This window comes from Halorubrum sp. B52 (assembly GCF_059752555.1).
Map to the genome: position 1 here is coordinate 412,804 of NZ_MWTG01000018.1, position 15,103 is coordinate 427,906.

Consider the following 15,103-nt stretch of genomic DNA (forward strand, 5'->3'; position numbering starts at 1 on the left):
GTGATTAGCCGTTTTAGATTATACTCAGGTCTAATCCCGTCGGTAGAGCCAATCTAACGCCAGTTATTTCTAAGCCAGTGACGATGTGTTTGAGAGAGATCCTGTGGGGACACACACCCCTCTATCGATGTGTTCGAGGTCTTCATGGGGCGGGGGTAAGATGGGAAACTCGAGTTGAGTGTTTGCCGTTTGCTGACGTTCCGCCGATGAATATACAGGATATCTCATATTAGCCGCCCTCTCTCCGTGAGTGAAAATCGTCTGTCTCTTCTTTTCTTTTCTTTCTATAAACAAACAACACACACACCCCTCTATCGATGTGTTCGATGTGTTTTGTGTTTAGAGATCTCTGGTTCTACAGACGACACTATACGTCTCTCCATCCAGTCTAAACCCATTCAAACAGTCGTTTACTGCCTGAATTCGAGAAATAATCGCTATATTCATCTCACGTGGTGAGGAAATCACTTCGGAGTTTCACGCAGAAACACATCGATAGAGGGGTGTGTGTCTCTCAGCGAACAACAAGCGGCCAGTCACGTTCGTGAGGTAGGACCGATATCACCAGGTACGTTTTGGGAGCAACGTGGAACGGTTGACACTTCCTGCTGATCTCGCGGCTACCTCAACTGATTGTGAACACATCGATAGAGGGGTGTCTCCTCGTCCACAAATTCAACACAAGCGGAACAAAGTGTGTCAATTCGTGCTTGCTAGCGGTTGCATTTAACCAACAAGACTCTTTCAGATATCGTTATGTTGGTTAGGAACGAGTCGCGTTCGTGAACGCCGTCAACTCTGGAATCCGTGTCTCGGCGAGCTCTTGACGGATCTTTGAGCGATCCCAGCCCATCGGGGCAGCAGACTTTCGACAGCTCTGACGAGTTCCGTTTCATAGTACGACGGATCGTACGACTCGATCGCCTCGTGAACCAACGCGACCCGTTCTCGCGAGGTCTTCTCGTCGTCGACGACTACATATTCGATGTCCTGTCCCGGGTGGATAGCGAGGTCCTGTTCTCGAGCCCGCTTCAGCGCCGCCACGTTCTGAGTGGTCTGCGTGTACCCTTCCAGCGGCTTGGAGACACGATTCCGCTCGACGAGCTGCTCGACTGGCACCGTTCCAGCGTGGAGGCGTTTGATCGCATCCTGAAGACAGTCGAGTACGGCGTCCGGTGACCGCGTGGCATCGAGCCGGTCGAGACAGTCCCGCTGGACGTCCTCGATGAACGACGGGGTTGAGCGCTGCCGGGCTTCGATACCGCGTATCTTGAAGTCGTCGTCGCCGGCGACCTTCCCGAAGTACTTGGTCAACGCGCCGGCGTCGCTCTCGCGCTGCGGCACGAACGCCACCCAGTCGTAATGGGCCTCGTGTTCGAGCCGGATTTCGACGCGTTCCGTGATCTCCGTCGCGAGCGTCTCGAGGTCCTCGCGGTCCTCGTCGTTGACGTCGGGGTCCGGCGTCACCCAGATGGAGTCGACGATGCCGTGGACGACCCGCCAGCCGCCCGCTTCCAGCCGCTGTTTCGCCGTCAGCAGAATCTCGCGAGCGAACGCGTTAATCGCCTCGTGGCACTCGATGCGGCCGAACTTCGCGTTGCTGAACCCCTGATAGCCGAAGCAGGCGACGAGTATCCACTTCAGTGCTCCGGACCGTCCATCGAGCTCCGCCAGGCGGTCCTCGTCGGGGTCGTCCCGTTCCTTCTCGCGACGGATGGCTGCCTTGATCTCGTCGCGAGCGTCGATGATCGGCTGCAGCACGTCGACGAGGTAGCCCCGATCGTCGCAGATCGAGTACCCGAGACCGGGGACGTCGTCGCGGTCGCTGTGGCAGTCACACCGGATGACGTCCGGTGAGACGTTCCGGGTACAGATGATGTTCGGATACAGGCTCGAGAAGTCGAGTTCGTGGACGTTCTCGTGGAGGCCGACCTCGGGCGCGAAGATGAAGCCGCCACGGTCGGCGTCGTGGAGCGTCCCCATCGGCTTGTAGAACTCGTGGCGCCAGGAGTTCCACGGGACGAGGACGCCGCGGTCCTGGGCCTCACAGATCTGAATCGCCGTGAGGACGTTCCCGATCGATGCCCACGCGAGCTCCTGGACGGGCTTGTTCGAGCGCGACACGAGGTCGAGGACGCCGTCGAGGTTCGTCTTCCCGTAGAAGAACGTGTTCGACTCGTCGATAATCGCCCGGCCGGGGACGTTGTACCGGGCCGGGGAGTGGCCGACGCGGCCGTAGCTCGAGTACGTCGACCGGCTCGCGAGCTGCTGGTAGTCGACGTCCGGCCACCGACTCAGCGAGGAGTCGTCGACGCCGGCAGCCGTCGCCATCTCGTACAGCGTCGGGACGATCTCGCTGGTTGAGCAGACCAGGACGTCCGGATCGTGTGCTTCGAGCGCCCCCTGGACGGCGGTCAGGATATCCGTCGGCGAGCCGGTGACGGTGTCGCCGGCGATGGACAGTTTCCCATAGACGTCGTTGCTCGTTTCGGTCACCGGAACGCTAAGGCGGAGCGTCGACAGGTCGCTCGTCGGGGTCGGATCGGCGCCGGTCTCCAGACAGTACCGGAACTCTCGCGAGAAGTCGACGTTGAAACAGGCGAGATCCCCGACTGGATACTCCGACAGCTGGCGTGCCTGCCGGGCGAGTGGGGTGACGCGGTCGATCTGGGCGACGTCGACCGCGAGAACGGTATCCTCGTCCCGTCGAAAGCCGGGGCGTCGCGCAACCGTCTCGGTCGCGACGACGTCCGGGTGCTGGTCGTACACCGACTGGAGTGTCGTGAGGTCGAGGTCGGCACCAGGGTCGCGAGCGGCGACGTAGAAGCGTGGGGTGTAGTCATTGCGCTCGGTCGCGACGGCGCCGTCGGCGGTTGCCTCCCACTCCAGGACCCGACCGTCGTCGAAAAAGTCGATACTGAACGGCATCGTCACGGGTTCGAGTCCGGTGGAGCGGCCTCTTGGTCATCGTTCGCTGTGACTGCGGCTTCGAGCTCCTCGAGGCGTTCCTCCTGGTCGTCGAGGCGGGCCTCCTGTTCGAGATCGATGCTGAGCAGCGCCGGCAGCAGCGGGTTCTGGTGGTTCAACAGCCCGCTTGCGTCGGCGTGCTCGCGGGCGTACTCGAACAGCCGGTCGAAGCGCGGCTGGTCGCGACGCCGCAGTGCCCGCCGGAACTCCGCCCAGCGCTCTTCGATGGCCCGCAGCGCATCACGGTAGGTTGGGTTCGTCCGCCCCATCGCTATCGCCCTCCTGTACCGCTCGCCGTCCACGCATCGAGCAGGGGATCCGCGGTGGCCGCGACCGTCTCACCGTTAGCTGTGACACCCGTCCCGACACGCTCCGGGGTCGGCGTCGACGGCGCCGGCGACGCCGGATCCACGCCGACCTGCATGGCGCGTGCCGCGAGCAGCTGCCGCCAGTATGCGAACGTCGTCTGGTAGTACGCACCGTCGTCGACGGGATAGACGAGTGTCTCGAAGTCCTCACCGACGACCCGTGGCCCCATCCGAGTTTGCTCGCACTCGAGATGGTGGTCCGCGACCGTCGCGATTGACTCGGTGAATTCGTTTCGTTCGTTTCGCGTAACGAGCACCGGGATGTCGTACCCCTCGGCGTAGGTCGCCAACCGGGCGAGAGTTCGAGCCTGAAGGGTTCCCGCGTGGCTTTCGCCGAGGGTATCGTCGGCGCGGTACTGGGCGTCGACGGCCGGCGCAACGATGAGGGCGGGGGTGTGGGGCGACGTGTCTTCGTCACGACCTGGCGCCCCTCGACTGGCCGCCCCAGCGTCGGTGGTGGACATCTGGATCGACTTGTTCACCGCTGACGGGAGATCACAGACGGCGCCGTAGTGCTGGTAGGCGGTGAATCCGCGTGCCACGTGGATTCAGTTGAGCAACCGTTGACTGGGGGCTATCCTCGTCAGCGTGGCCGTCGTCGCATGGCCGTTTGCGTCAATCCAGAAAGCGGGCCCGTCGTGCAAGAGGAGATGATCGAGTACCAATGACTGAAGGATCGGAACACCCCGATCACCTTCGACATCGAGGAGCGTAATACCGTCCTTAAGGGAGGGAAGCAGCATTCCGTCCGTCGCGGGATCGGCTTGATTAGCCAGATTCTGGTTGCGGTCAGCGCTCCGTGTTGGCTGGTCTACCGCCAATCGGTTCGACGTTGAGTTTTCTCCCATACTCGACTAGAGGTCTACGTTCCCGATAAGCCGCGGCGTGTCGCTTCCACGTTTCAGGGACTCGACTTGACCCCCTCCAATCCCGGTACAGTCCCGAGTAGTCTCCATTTGGATCTGTTTCCGAGAATAGTTCCTGAATCCAGCGTTCTCCGTGTTAACCAACATCTGCCCGTATTGACGCCGGTGTGTTGGTTAAACCTTCACAGCTGCAGTCTCGAGCCTGACTGCTCGGAATGTTAATGCTCAACGCCACGTAGGTCGGCATCGACAGCGCGCCGTCGACTGTCGCCACTCGCCTGTCGGTTGACCCGTCACCCGGCAACGTCCCGGGCGTCCGAACCGTCACTCTAGTAGCGTCTCGAGCGTCCGAGTGAGTGCGCCGGTGGCCGCCTCGACATCGCTCACCGGCACGTACTCTCGTTCTGAGTGGGCGATGGGTTCGTCGCCGTCGCTGATGCGGCCCGGCCCGAAGACGACGACGGGGGCGTGGGGCGCGAAGAACGCAGCCTCGGTCGCGGCGTCGAACGGGCGGACTGTCGGCGTTCGACCAGTCACCTCGCGAACCGACTCACCGAGTATTCTGACGACCGTCGCGTCTTCGTCGGTCCGGAACGACTCGAGCGCGGAACCGCCCACGTAGCGCGTGATTTCGAACTCGCAGTCGATTCCCTCCAGCGCCCGTTCAAGTGTCGCGACTGCGTCTTTCCGCGACTCGTCGGGGAGCGTCCGGTAGTCGACGACCAGCGAGACGTGTTCAGGCACCTGATTCGGTCTGTTCCCGCCGCGTATCATCGTCGGCGTCTGGCTGTTCGACCCGAGGCGGTCATCGTGGCGTTGTTCGATGGCCTCGATGCGCTGGACGGCCGCCGCGGCACACAAAGTGGCGTTGAGCCCGCTCTCCGGGGTCGCGCCGTGGGCCGACCTGCCGTGAAAGCAGATCTCGAAGTCATAGTGTCCCCGCGCGGCGGGACAAAGGTCGAGACCGGTGGGCTCCCCGACAATGGCGACGTCCGCGTCTACGCCGTCCGAGAGGTACTCCTTCAGCCCCTGTTGGGTCGTCTCCTCGTCCGGCGAAACGAGCAGGGACACCGAGCCGGCGGACGGCATCACCTTCGTGAAGGCTGCCGCCATCGCCGCGAGACTGCCCTTCGCGTCACAGGCGCCGCGCCCCCGGATTACGTCGCCGTCCCGCTCGAACGGAAGGTACGGTGAAACGACGTCCATATGGGTGTTCAGGACGATGGCCGGACCGTCGTCAGCACCGTCTTTTCGCGTGTGAACGCAACCAGTTGCGTCGTCCACTTGTGCGCCCGGGAGCGTGTCTAGGAGGAACGAACGTATCTCGTCGACGGACTCGTGGCTCTCGATTCGCATTAAGTCCTCCAGGTACGCCACCGGTTCCATACTCCGCGTGTTGTTATCTGTCATACTTATCTGTTCGCCCGGCGACGCCGGGGTGGACGGCTAGAGTCCGAGAACGCATCTGACCCGCGTCTCGGCCGTTCTGTCGCCCGGGGGTACGTTTATTAAAGATAGTTGAAAACACTCTCGCTGGGTTGTGATAACGTATGTCAGGAGATTCGCCGGACGAGTCACCGAACCGTTCCCCGGGAGATCCCCCGGAGGACGATGGGGTACTGGAAGAAGAACCGCCAGTTGAAGAACCCGAAGAGGGGGACCGGTGGGAACCCATTCGGACGTCGGGTCGATGGCTGCTCCACGCCAAGGCCCACCTTACGGTCCTAGCCATCGTCGCTGTGACGGAACTCGTCGGCACCCAGACGTTCCCGCTGGGACCGGGGCAGGTCGTCCTGCTACCGATGCTGTTCGCAGTCGTCATCGGGATTCTCATCAGCTACAGCATGCTCGGACAGTACTTCGAGCCGCTCAGGAACGTCGTCTCAAAGGGCGTCAGCGAGATCAGTTCGCCGCTGCTAATCATCTCGCTGATGCCCCTAGCAGTGAAGTACGGCACCCTCGTCGGCCCCGGGTTCGAACAGCTCATCGACGCGGGGCCGGCGTTCCTCCTACAGGAACTCGGCAACCTCGGCACCATCTTCCTGTCGCTACCCATCGCGCTCCTCCTCGGCCTCAAGCGCGAGGCTGTCGGTGGCGCCGTGAGCATCGCCCGAGAGCCAACGCTCGGCATCATCACCGACAAATACGGCATCGACTCCCCAGAGGGACGTGGCGTACTCGGCACCTACCTCACCGGGACTGTGCTCGGGACCATCTTCTTCGGCCTGCTCGGCGGATTTGCCCCTGCCACCGGCCTGCACCCACTCTCGCTCTCGATGGCCTGCGGGATGGGAAGCGCGAGCATGATGACCGCGTGCTCGGGGGCGCTCGCCGAAGTCGTCACGACCGTTCCGGAGGACCGCGTCCTCTCGTTCGCCGCGACGAGTAACCTCCTCACCGGCGTGACCGGGCTCTACGTCGTGCTGTTCGTCGGGCTCCCGCTCATCAACAAACTGTACGCGGTCCTAGAACCGGCCATCGGCCGGGGAGGTGACTGACCATGGCGCTCGACGACGTCACGTTCACGCGGAACGCCCTGCTGATGCTGCTGATCGTCGCAGCCATCACGCTCGTCGGGAATTTCCTCGGATACGGCCAGAACATCGTCGCCGCCTTTCCCGGGATACTCCTCATGGTCGCCATCGGCCTCGTCTCGCTACTGCTCGGCCGGTTCCTCCCGCTAGAACTCCCGTCGTTCGCGTACGCGATGGTCATCGCGTTCCTCCTAGCGCTCCCGTACTCGCCGGTCCAAGAGACGTTCCTCGGCTACACCGAGCAGATCAACTTCCTGGCAACGACGACGCCCATCCTCGCGTACGCCGGGCTCTCCATCGGCCTCCAAACCACTCGGATGAAGGAAGTGAGCTGGAAGCTCGTTCTGGTCGCGGTGTTCGTCTTCTTCGGGACGTTCTTCGGTTCCGCCATCGTCGCACAGATCATCCTGTCAATACAGGGAATCATCTAACGATGCCTGACACAACTGCACTGAAATCCGACGTTCGCGACGCAGTCGAAGCGCACAGTGAGGACATCGTCGCGCTGGCGAAAGACATCCAGTCGGAACCCGAACTGGGGTACAAAGAAACCCAGACCACGAGGAAAGTCGTCGACGTCTTCGAGGACCTCGGCCTGGACGTCGAGACGGAACTCGCCATCACGGGCGCTCGTGCCCGCATCGGGTCCGGCGACCCAGTCGTCGCCGTGCTTGGGGAACTCGACGCGCTAGTGAACCCGAAGCACCCGAAGGCGGACCCGGAGACGGGGGCCTGCCACGCCTGCGGACACAACGCCCAGATCGCCAATCTCGTGGGCTCGGCGTACGCGTTCGCCACCACCGGCGTCGTCGACGAACTGGCCGGGTCCGTCGAACTCATCGCCGTGCCCGCCGAGGAGTACCTCGACCTCGAGTACCGCAAGACGCTCCTTGACGCGGGCGACATCGAGTTCTTCGGCGGGAAACAGGAGCTAATTCGCCGCGGCTACTTCGAGGACGTGGACATGGCGATGATGATGCACGCGGCCGACGACACGCCCGAACGCGAAATCACGTCCGCGTTCTCGACGAACGGCTTCGTCGGGAAATTCGTCACCTTCCACGGAGAGGAATCCCACGCGGGCGCGGCACCGGAGGAGGGCGTCAACGCGCTCAACGCCGCGACGCTGGCGATGAACGGTATCCACGCCGCCAGAGAGCGGTTCGCCGACGAGGACGCTATCCGCGTCCACCCGATACTCACGTCCGGCGGGTCCGGCGTCAACGTCGTTCCGAGCGAAGCGACGATGGAGTCCTACACGCGGGGGAAGACGGTGGACGCGATCACAGACGCGAACGACGATGTCAACCGGGCGCTAGAGGCAGGCGCGATGTCCGTCGGCGCGAGCATCGAAATCGAGGACTACCCCGGGTATATGCCACTCCGATCCGACGAGACGATGGTCGACGCCTACGACGCGAACGTGGTCGACGAACTCGATGCGGACGTCCTCGCCGGGGGACACCCGCACCTCGCCGGCTCAACGGACATGGGCGACGTCACCCGGATCGTCCCCGGCATCCACCCGTGGATCGGCGGCTTCGAGGGGAACATCCACTCCCGAGAGTTCCAAGTCGTCGACGAGGAAATGGCGTACGTCATCCCCGCGAAACTAACTGCCACGACCATCGTCGACCTGCTCGCCGACCCAGAAAAAGTCGCCGCCATCAAGGAAGCGAAGTCCACGAAGCAGTCCAGAGAGGCGTACCTCTCGGACGTCCGCCGGATGCGCGAAACCGTCATCAGCGACTACCTCGACCACGACTAACCCCTCCACCCCTGCAACTAGCCCTCCCGCCCTGCGGCTGACCTACTCAATTTCTGCAGCTGCCCCACCCAACCCCTGTAACTCCCGCATTCAGGCCCAGTAACCGACCCACCCAGGATCAACGGTCGGCCCCCTCACGGGCGCTCTCGGAGCCCGATGTCGGCACACAGCGCTTCGACATCGGCGCGAATCGCGGTCAGTTCGCCCTCGCCACCCGCGGCGTCGAGTGCCGAGGCCACGAAGTCGCCGACCGACTCCATCTCCGCCGCCTCAAACCCGCGAGACGTAAGCGGTGGCGTTCCGAGCCGGACACCACTCGATCCCTCCGGGTACCGTTCATCTCCGGGAACCGACGCCGCAGTGACAATAACACCGGCACGCTCAAGTGCCGCTTCGGCCTCGCCGCCGGTAAGCCCCGGATGCGAGTCGCGAAGGTCAACAAGAACAATGTGCGTGTCCGTCCCACCGGAAACGACATCGAGGCCATGGCTCTCAAGTCGGGACGCAAGACGCCGGGCGTTCGTGACAAGCTGGGCGGCGTAGGTGTCGAACTCAGGTGCGAGCGCCTCCCGGAACCCCACAGCCTTCCCTGCGATATTCGGCATCGACGCGCCACCCTGAAGCCCAGGGAAGTTCGCAGCGTCGACGGCGTCGGCGTACTCCCCATCGCACATGATGATGCCGCCGCGACCCGCACGGATGGTCTTGTACGTCGACGCGGTCGCGAAGTCCGCCACGCCGACCGGCGATGTGAGTTCGCCGGCCGCGACGAGACCGGAGAGGTGGGCGATATCCGCAAGGTGATACGCGTCGACAGCGTCGGCGGCCGCCTGTACCCGCTCCCAATCGACCGAACGGGGGTACGCGGAGAATCCCGAAACCACGAGGTCTGGGTCGAACTCGACAGCTCGCTCGTGGATGTCCTCGTAATCCAGCCGACCAGTCTCCGGGTCGACCCGGTAATGCGCTACCTCGTAGAGATCGCCGCTGACGTGCGCGTCGGCGCCGTGCGTGACGTGCCCACCGTCCCGAGGGTCCAGCGAGAGGATACGGTCTCCGGGGTCGAGCACTGCGAGGTAGACCGCGAGGTTCGCGAGCGACCCGCTATGTGGCTGGACGTTCACGTGGTCGGCACCCCACAGTTCCTCCGCGGCCTCCACGGCGACTTCCTCCACATCGTCAATGTTCTCCGAGCCCGGATAGAGCCTGTCGTCCGGATAGCCGAGTGCGTTCCGATTTGTCAGGACACTCCCCTGGGCCGCCATCGTCGCCCCGCTCGCAAAGTTCTCGGAGGCAATCATCAACAGCTGGTTTCGCTGGAGTTGTGCCTCAGCCTCGATAGCTTCGGCAACCCGCGGCGAGACCTCTCGAATCGAATCTACGCTGTCCATATCCACACAGCGTCGGGCGGCGAGAAAAGCATTAGGTGGGGAGCGCTGCCGCTGTGGCTTCGCGATTGCTTCCTTCCCGTACCGCTCACAGCCATTGCTAGAACTCACACCGTTGCAGGCCGCCACCCCTCGTTGATGGCTTCGCTCGCGATGTTCCGACCGCGGGTCTTCATCCACACCTCTCCGCGCTTGCGAACCTCCTCAAGGACGTCGACCTCGAAGAGGCGTTCGAGGATGGTCTCGACTTTGCCGACGTCCATCCCCAGAAAGTCGGATATCTCGAACGACAACACACCCGAATACAGCGCCATCAGCACGTGCTTGTCCTTCTCCGAGAGGTCCACGGACCCCCCGGGTCCTTCCGCGCCTCCCCGCGGCCTGCTGCCCACTGACAAGCAGGAGAACTGGGACAGCCTCGTTGAGCGCGCCAAACAACGCCCGTACGCCGGCCACGCCCGGCTCGCCAGCGTCGATGACCCGAAGTGCCAATCGTCTTCACCATGCTCGTCAGTCAGCAGGCCGAAATTGGCTGCCTCCGCGAGGAACTCCACGATCTCCGATCTGAGCAAGCAGAACAGTAGATTGGTATAGCCGTGTTCGTCCTCGATTCGGTCAACGATTCTTCTCGATTTTCGTCCTCAACGGGACACACAGGTTTGCTAAGTACAGACGTTGTACTTGCGGATAATCCCCAAATCAACCGTCAAACGAGGGAGCAACAGAACCAGCTTTCACATTTCCAGATACGTTGAAGACTCTCCCGGTCGGACCCGGATGTATGTGTGGCCGAAACTCGCTCTTCATCGACCAGGCTGACCTCGAAACTCGCTTCGACGCCGAGGTCGTGAGGACTGGGAAAGTATAACTGACCCCTGTCCAGAGTGTGGTGGGTGTGAATTTAACCACGTCACCACATCCGGTGGACATTATGGATCAAGTGATTCTGCTGTTATACTACGCTCTGACTTTTGGGATGTTGACCAACCGCTATTCACACGTTGCCGGGACTGCCGAGAGATCCTCTACAAGCATCCAGCATTCGATCTTCTCTTCAGCTTAAATGATGATGCCGAAACCTCCCTAAACTTCTAATCCTCACTCTCGACCGCCTTCGACATCGCTGTACATCCAGCCGAACATCGCCAGCCCCGACTGGAACTGGGCGTAGTTCTCGCGTATGTACTCGATCGTCTCGGTTCTCGGGATGACCGGGTACCTCGACGTGCTCGATGTCGAGTGACGAGCGTGGCTCAAGGACGATCTGCAGGGGTCTGTCCAGCTCGTCTTGAGGCTGTCGCTCGAATGCGGTGGGGAGATCGAACGACTCGAAAAATGTCTCCCAAGCGTCGACGTCCTGCTCACGAACCGCGAGGAACAGTGGATAGTCGTCGGGTTCCCGACCGACCTGGTAGCCGCCCTGTGTCCACACGTAGACGGCGTCTATCCGCGTGAACGCGAACGGCTAGTCACCGAACTGTGGGATGACGTAGGCCTCTTCGATGGAGGGCGGACTGACGCCGGCGCTGGCAGCGACGAACTCGCGATCTGCGTCGCGTACGCGCTCGTCGACGACAGTGAGGCCGTCGTCATAGGTAACGTAGCCTGCGTCTTCCAGCCGATTGACGGCCTGTTTCACTGTCTTGTAAGGCGTGTGGAGGTGTTTGGCGGTACGGCGGATGGAGTCACCACTCTCGATGGCGAGGATAGTCTTTGCCGCCGTGTCGTCGAGCACCTCATACATCTGGTGGTTACCAATAATCCGGTAACAGTTGGAAGTCTTACCCGACTGCCCATGAAGTGCGATCTCTCTTCATCTCGAAGGTAGTCCAGATTCTCGCTGAAAACACGCGGAACGACTATAACGAATTCAACGAGCAAAACGAATAGAACGAGAAAAATGAATGGATTGAACGCATTCTGGAGAACGAACTGGTTGGGGATGGGCTGGCTGCCCTGTACTCGATGAACAAAACGAAAGAAACGAACGTAACGAATAGAACGAATACGTTGATGGCAACGAGTGTGTTTGCTTCAACGAGCGTAACGAACACTTGGTTTTAACATCGTAGTATTCCTCTCACCGAGTGAAACACCCTCACCGAATCAAACGAGAAGAACGAGCAAAACGAACGAAACGAATACAACGAGGGAAACGAAAAAAATGACCGACACCAACACCGCACGAATCACCGTGGCGAATCAGAAGGGAGGCGCCGGGAAGACGACTGACGTCATTCACACAGGCGGGGCGCTAGCTGCCCGGGGCTACGACGTCCTCCTAGTCGACATCGACTATCACGGGGGACTCACATGCTCGCTTGGCTACAACGATCTGTACTACGACACCGACCGCACAACGCTGTTCGACGTCCTCGACTTCGACCAGATGGAGTCGGTGAACAACATCATCGTCGAGCACGAGGAATTCGACATCCTCCCCGCCAGCGAGAAGCTCGCGAACAACAAGAACATCCAGACGTTGCTTGAGGCGCCGAAGAGTCGAGAACGACTGGAGATGACTCTCGATGAACTCGATAGGGACTACGACTACATCATCGTCGACACGCCCCCATCCCTGAACGTTCTCACCGACAACGCCCTCGTCGCAACCGGCAACGTCGTCATCCCCGTCATTCCCGAGAAGCTCAACGCCAACAGCCTCCAGATTTTCGCAAAGCAGCTGAGTTCCCTCGAACAGGCGTACGGAGACATCAATCGGCTCGCGATTGTCTGTAACCGTGTCGAGCAGAACAGCGAGCACCGCGATACGATCGAGGAGATCAAATCGGCGTACTCGCTCCCCCTCTTCGAAATTCCAAAGCGAACCGACCTCTCCCAGTCGATTGGCGAGGGGGTGTCCGTCTTCGGCTTCGGTAAGGAGAACCAGCGCGTCGAGGATGCACGCAACCTGTTCAACGAGATCGCCGACCTGTTCGACGAGACGTTCGAGAAGACCGCGCCTGAGGAGGTGAAAGCATGAGTGACGGCTGGGGGGATGCTTCCGGCATCGAAGGCAATTACGACGAGGACGATGAGGTCGATTCCGGCGAAACGAGTGAGGTGAGTGAAACGGTAGAAACCAGTTCATCGACCGAAACGACCGAATCGACTTCAACGAGTGAAACGAACGAAACGAGCAAAACGAAGACGAACATCAAAGACGAGTGGAACGGGCGGACGATCTACATTCCCGACGATGTCCTCGACGAGATGGAGGATACCTACCTCGAGTCCCAGCTAAAGCTCCGCAAGGCGGGCCAGGACGAGTTCAAGAAGAACCGCCACTTCTACCCCCTACTCGTTCAGTTCGGTGCTGAGGCCCTCTCTGAGGCGGATGCCGAGGAAATCCAGGCTCGGCTTTCGGAACTCGCTGACGGGTGACCTCGACGAAACGTGGCTTGAAATCCCGTATAGCGATATGCAGTATATAATTTCCTATAGTGGGAAATTCAGGTTCTAGGAGACTCCAGACCCACGAATTCTACCGATGAGCCGAATATAGAGAGTGGTCGTGATTATGCCCGTTAATCACGACCACTTTGAAGTACCCCGCCGCCGTCGGTGAAGCACGAATGCTGCAACCGCCTCACGACGGCGTTTCCCCCTGGGTAGAGGCACTGAAACCGGGCCCGCAGGACGGTGGAGGGCCGATGGATGCCTGACCGCAAGGTTTCGACGCCGCTCGACGACAGCTTCGAGCGCTACCTCCAGGACAAGGGCAAAGGCCGCGGCGGCGACGGAGGGAACTACCGACGTAACGCTGCACGCGAGCTCGAGCGGTTCGCCGAGTGGGCCGCCGGCGACCGCGGCGCCGACGACTGGACCGGGATCGTCCCCGACGACGTCGACCGGGAGCCGACCTTCGACGATCTCGACGAACGCGTGTTCCGGGAGTACGCCCGACATCTCGGTGGAGATCGGGGACTCAAGCAGAACACGGTACAAACCTATTACCGCTATATCTCTGCGTGGTGTGGCTGGTGCGTCAACGAGGGATATCTCGAGGCGCATTATGCGCAGCGGGCCAGTGCGATGGCGCCGCTGCCCGAGGACGACGGCCGCAAGCCCGGTGACCAACAGGCCTGGACGTCCGAACAGCGCCACGCCCTCACCCGCCACGCCGACGAACGGGCCCGCGACGCCGTCGAGGCATTCACGACACTCCCGGAGGATACTGACTCTCTCGACAAGCAGCGAGCACGCTACGCGGCGCTGAAGGCGGCTCGTGACCGGGCACTGGTGTTCGTCCTCGCGTACACTGCCGTTCGGGTCGGGGAGCTACTCCGGGATCCCAACGACCCACGCCGGCGCGGCGTCCGCTGGGAGGATCTCTCCCTCGACGACGGGAGTATGGACGTCTACCGGAAGAAACAGCAGTGGGACGCCGCCAGTCTCCCCGATCCGGTGATCTCGCCGCTGCGGAGCTATCGCCAGCTGATGGACCCACCCACGGAGCGCTGGCCGGTGTTTCCGACGTTCGATCAACGGACGCTCGCGGAGCTCGTTCGGGAAGAGCTAGCCGAACGAGGGGAACGCCCAGAAGCAATTACTGAACACCGTGAAGAATATACTCGCGACCTGCTGCTGGCGCTTGATGAGAATATTCAGCCGCCGTCGATCACGACTGACGGCGCTAGGTCGATTCTCCAGCGGCTCTCGGAAGCTGCAGAAATTGACATCGACCATCCGAAACACGACTATCTCGCTCCGCACGGTGGTCGACGCGGGATGGGTGAGGTCCTCGTCCGTGCGTTCGGGTACACGGTGGCGGCCCGGTATCTCGATAACTCCGAAGAGATGGTACGAGAGCGCTACTCACACATCGAAGCAGGCGAACTCGGTGACGCTGCAACCGAAGCTCTGAATCAGATCGACGGATAAGCGGCCGTCCAACGCCTGAGAATGCCATCTCAGGAGTATCTGGTGGGAACGAGGGATGAAACATATTGTTGCGGTCTCTCCTTGGTTTGGCTTTGCAGAAATGGATTCGATACCATCGAAACCACTCGCCGAACTGAGGGTGTTCATCGTCAAAACGCGTCAAACGGTCGTCGACTTCGAAACCGATCGCGGGAAGGTTGCGAAATTCGGCGATTAAGAGCGTAGACATCTTTTCTATCAAGAATGGGCCTACGAGTGCGAATACCGTTGTACGTCCGGAACTATCTGGTTAAGAATCCAACATTCGAAAATCTATCAGCGCGATGTC

At 61.1% G+C, this 15,103-nt stretch carries 9 protein-coding genes and 5 pseudogenes; 7 read left to right on the forward strand and 7 right to left on the reverse strand.

Going from position 1 to position 15,103, the window contains the following annotated elements:
• Window positions 1–763: 763 nt before the first annotated feature.
• The 4 genes and pseudogenes from B4V04_RS19085 to B4V04_RS19100 all read right to left on the reverse strand — a co-directional run bounded on the left by B4V04_RS19085 (window position 764) and on the right by B4V04_RS19100 (window position 5,587).
• Window positions 764–2,928: pseudogene (locus B4V04_RS19085) on the reverse strand (type B DNA-directed DNA polymerase).
• A gap of 2 nt (window positions 2,929–2,930) precedes the next feature.
• Window positions 2,931–3,236, reverse strand: coding sequence for a DUF8156 family protein (locus tag B4V04_RS19090; RefSeq protein WP_498233219.1), 306 nt, complete (start codon window positions 3,234–3,236; stop codon window positions 2,931–2,933).
• 2 nt (window positions 3,237–3,238) lie between these two features.
• Window positions 3,239–4,078: pseudogene (locus B4V04_RS19095) on the reverse strand (hypothetical protein).
• Window positions 4,079–4,525: 447 nt separating this feature from the next.
• Complete coding sequence (locus B4V04_RS19100; protein WP_498233220.1) at window positions 4,526–5,587, reverse strand: M20 family metallopeptidase; 1,062 nt, start codon at window positions 5,585–5,587, stop codon at window positions 4,526–4,528.
• A gap of 164 nt (window positions 5,588–5,751) precedes the next feature.
• Between B4V04_RS19100 and B4V04_RS19105 the strand changes: the two genes are divergently transcribed.
• The 3 genes from B4V04_RS19105 to B4V04_RS19115 are packed head-to-tail and all read left to right on the forward strand — an operon-like array spanning window position 5,752 to window position 8,503.
• Window positions 5,752–6,699, forward strand: a complete 948-nt coding sequence (locus B4V04_RS19105; protein ID WP_498233221.1) for a DUF3100 domain-containing protein — start codon at window positions 5,752–5,754, stop codon at window positions 6,697–6,699.
• Window positions 6,700–6,701: 2 nt separating this feature from the next.
• Window positions 6,702–7,166: a hypothetical protein gene (locus B4V04_RS19110; RefSeq protein WP_498233222.1), complete on the forward strand. Its 465-nt coding sequence runs from the start codon at window positions 6,702–6,704 to the stop codon at window positions 7,164–7,166.
• Window positions 7,167–7,168: 2 nt separating this feature from the next.
• Window positions 7,169–8,503, forward strand: a complete 1,335-nt coding sequence (locus B4V04_RS19115) for an amidohydrolase (RefSeq protein WP_498233223.1) — start codon at window positions 7,169–7,171, stop codon at window positions 8,501–8,503.
• A gap of 134 nt (window positions 8,504–8,637) precedes the next feature.
• On the opposite strand, the gene glyA is transcribed toward B4V04_RS19115, so the two are convergent.
• Both glyA and B4V04_RS19125 read right to left on the reverse strand, forming a co-directional pair.
• Complete coding sequence (gene glyA, locus B4V04_RS19120; protein WP_498233225.1) at window positions 8,638–9,894, reverse strand: serine hydroxymethyltransferase; 1,257 nt, start codon at window positions 9,892–9,894, stop codon at window positions 8,638–8,640.
• A gap of 104 nt (window positions 9,895–9,998) precedes the next feature.
• Window positions 9,999–10,268: pseudogene (locus B4V04_RS19125) on the reverse strand (DUF8579 domain-containing protein); the annotation flags it as partial.
• Between the two features lie 404 nt (window positions 10,269–10,672).
• Here B4V04_RS19125 and B4V04_RS19130 point away from each other — a divergent pair.
• Window positions 10,673–10,750: pseudogene (locus B4V04_RS19130) on the forward strand (SOS response-associated peptidase); the annotation flags it as partial.
• A 239-nt stretch (window positions 10,751–10,989) separates the two neighbouring features.
• Here the strand turns inward: B4V04_RS19130 and B4V04_RS19135 are convergent.
• A pseudogene (locus B4V04_RS19135) lies at window positions 10,990–11,635 on the reverse strand (RNA polymerase subunit sigma-70).
• Between the two features lie 420 nt (window positions 11,636–12,055).
• On the opposite strand from B4V04_RS19135, the gene B4V04_RS19140 reads away from it, so the two are divergent.
• From B4V04_RS19140 to B4V04_RS19150, 3 genes are all read left to right on the forward strand, one after another.
• Window positions 12,056–12,874 carry a ParA family protein gene (locus B4V04_RS19140; protein ID WP_498233226.1) on the forward strand — a complete coding sequence of 273 codons (819 nt, stop codon included), beginning with the start codon at window positions 12,056–12,058 and terminating at the stop codon, window positions 12,872–12,874.
• Window positions 12,871–13,275, forward strand: coding sequence for a DUF8160 family protein (locus B4V04_RS19145; RefSeq protein WP_498233228.1), 405 nt, complete (start codon window positions 12,871–12,873; stop codon window positions 13,273–13,275). The genes B4V04_RS19140 and B4V04_RS19145 overlap by 4 nt, the downstream gene beginning before the upstream one ends.
• Before the next feature lie 273 nt (window positions 13,276–13,548).
• Window positions 13,549–14,775, forward strand: coding sequence for a site-specific integrase (locus tag B4V04_RS19150; RefSeq protein ID WP_498233229.1), 1,227 nt, complete (start codon window positions 13,549–13,551; stop codon window positions 14,773–14,775).
• Window positions 14,776–15,103 lie beyond the last annotated feature (328 nt).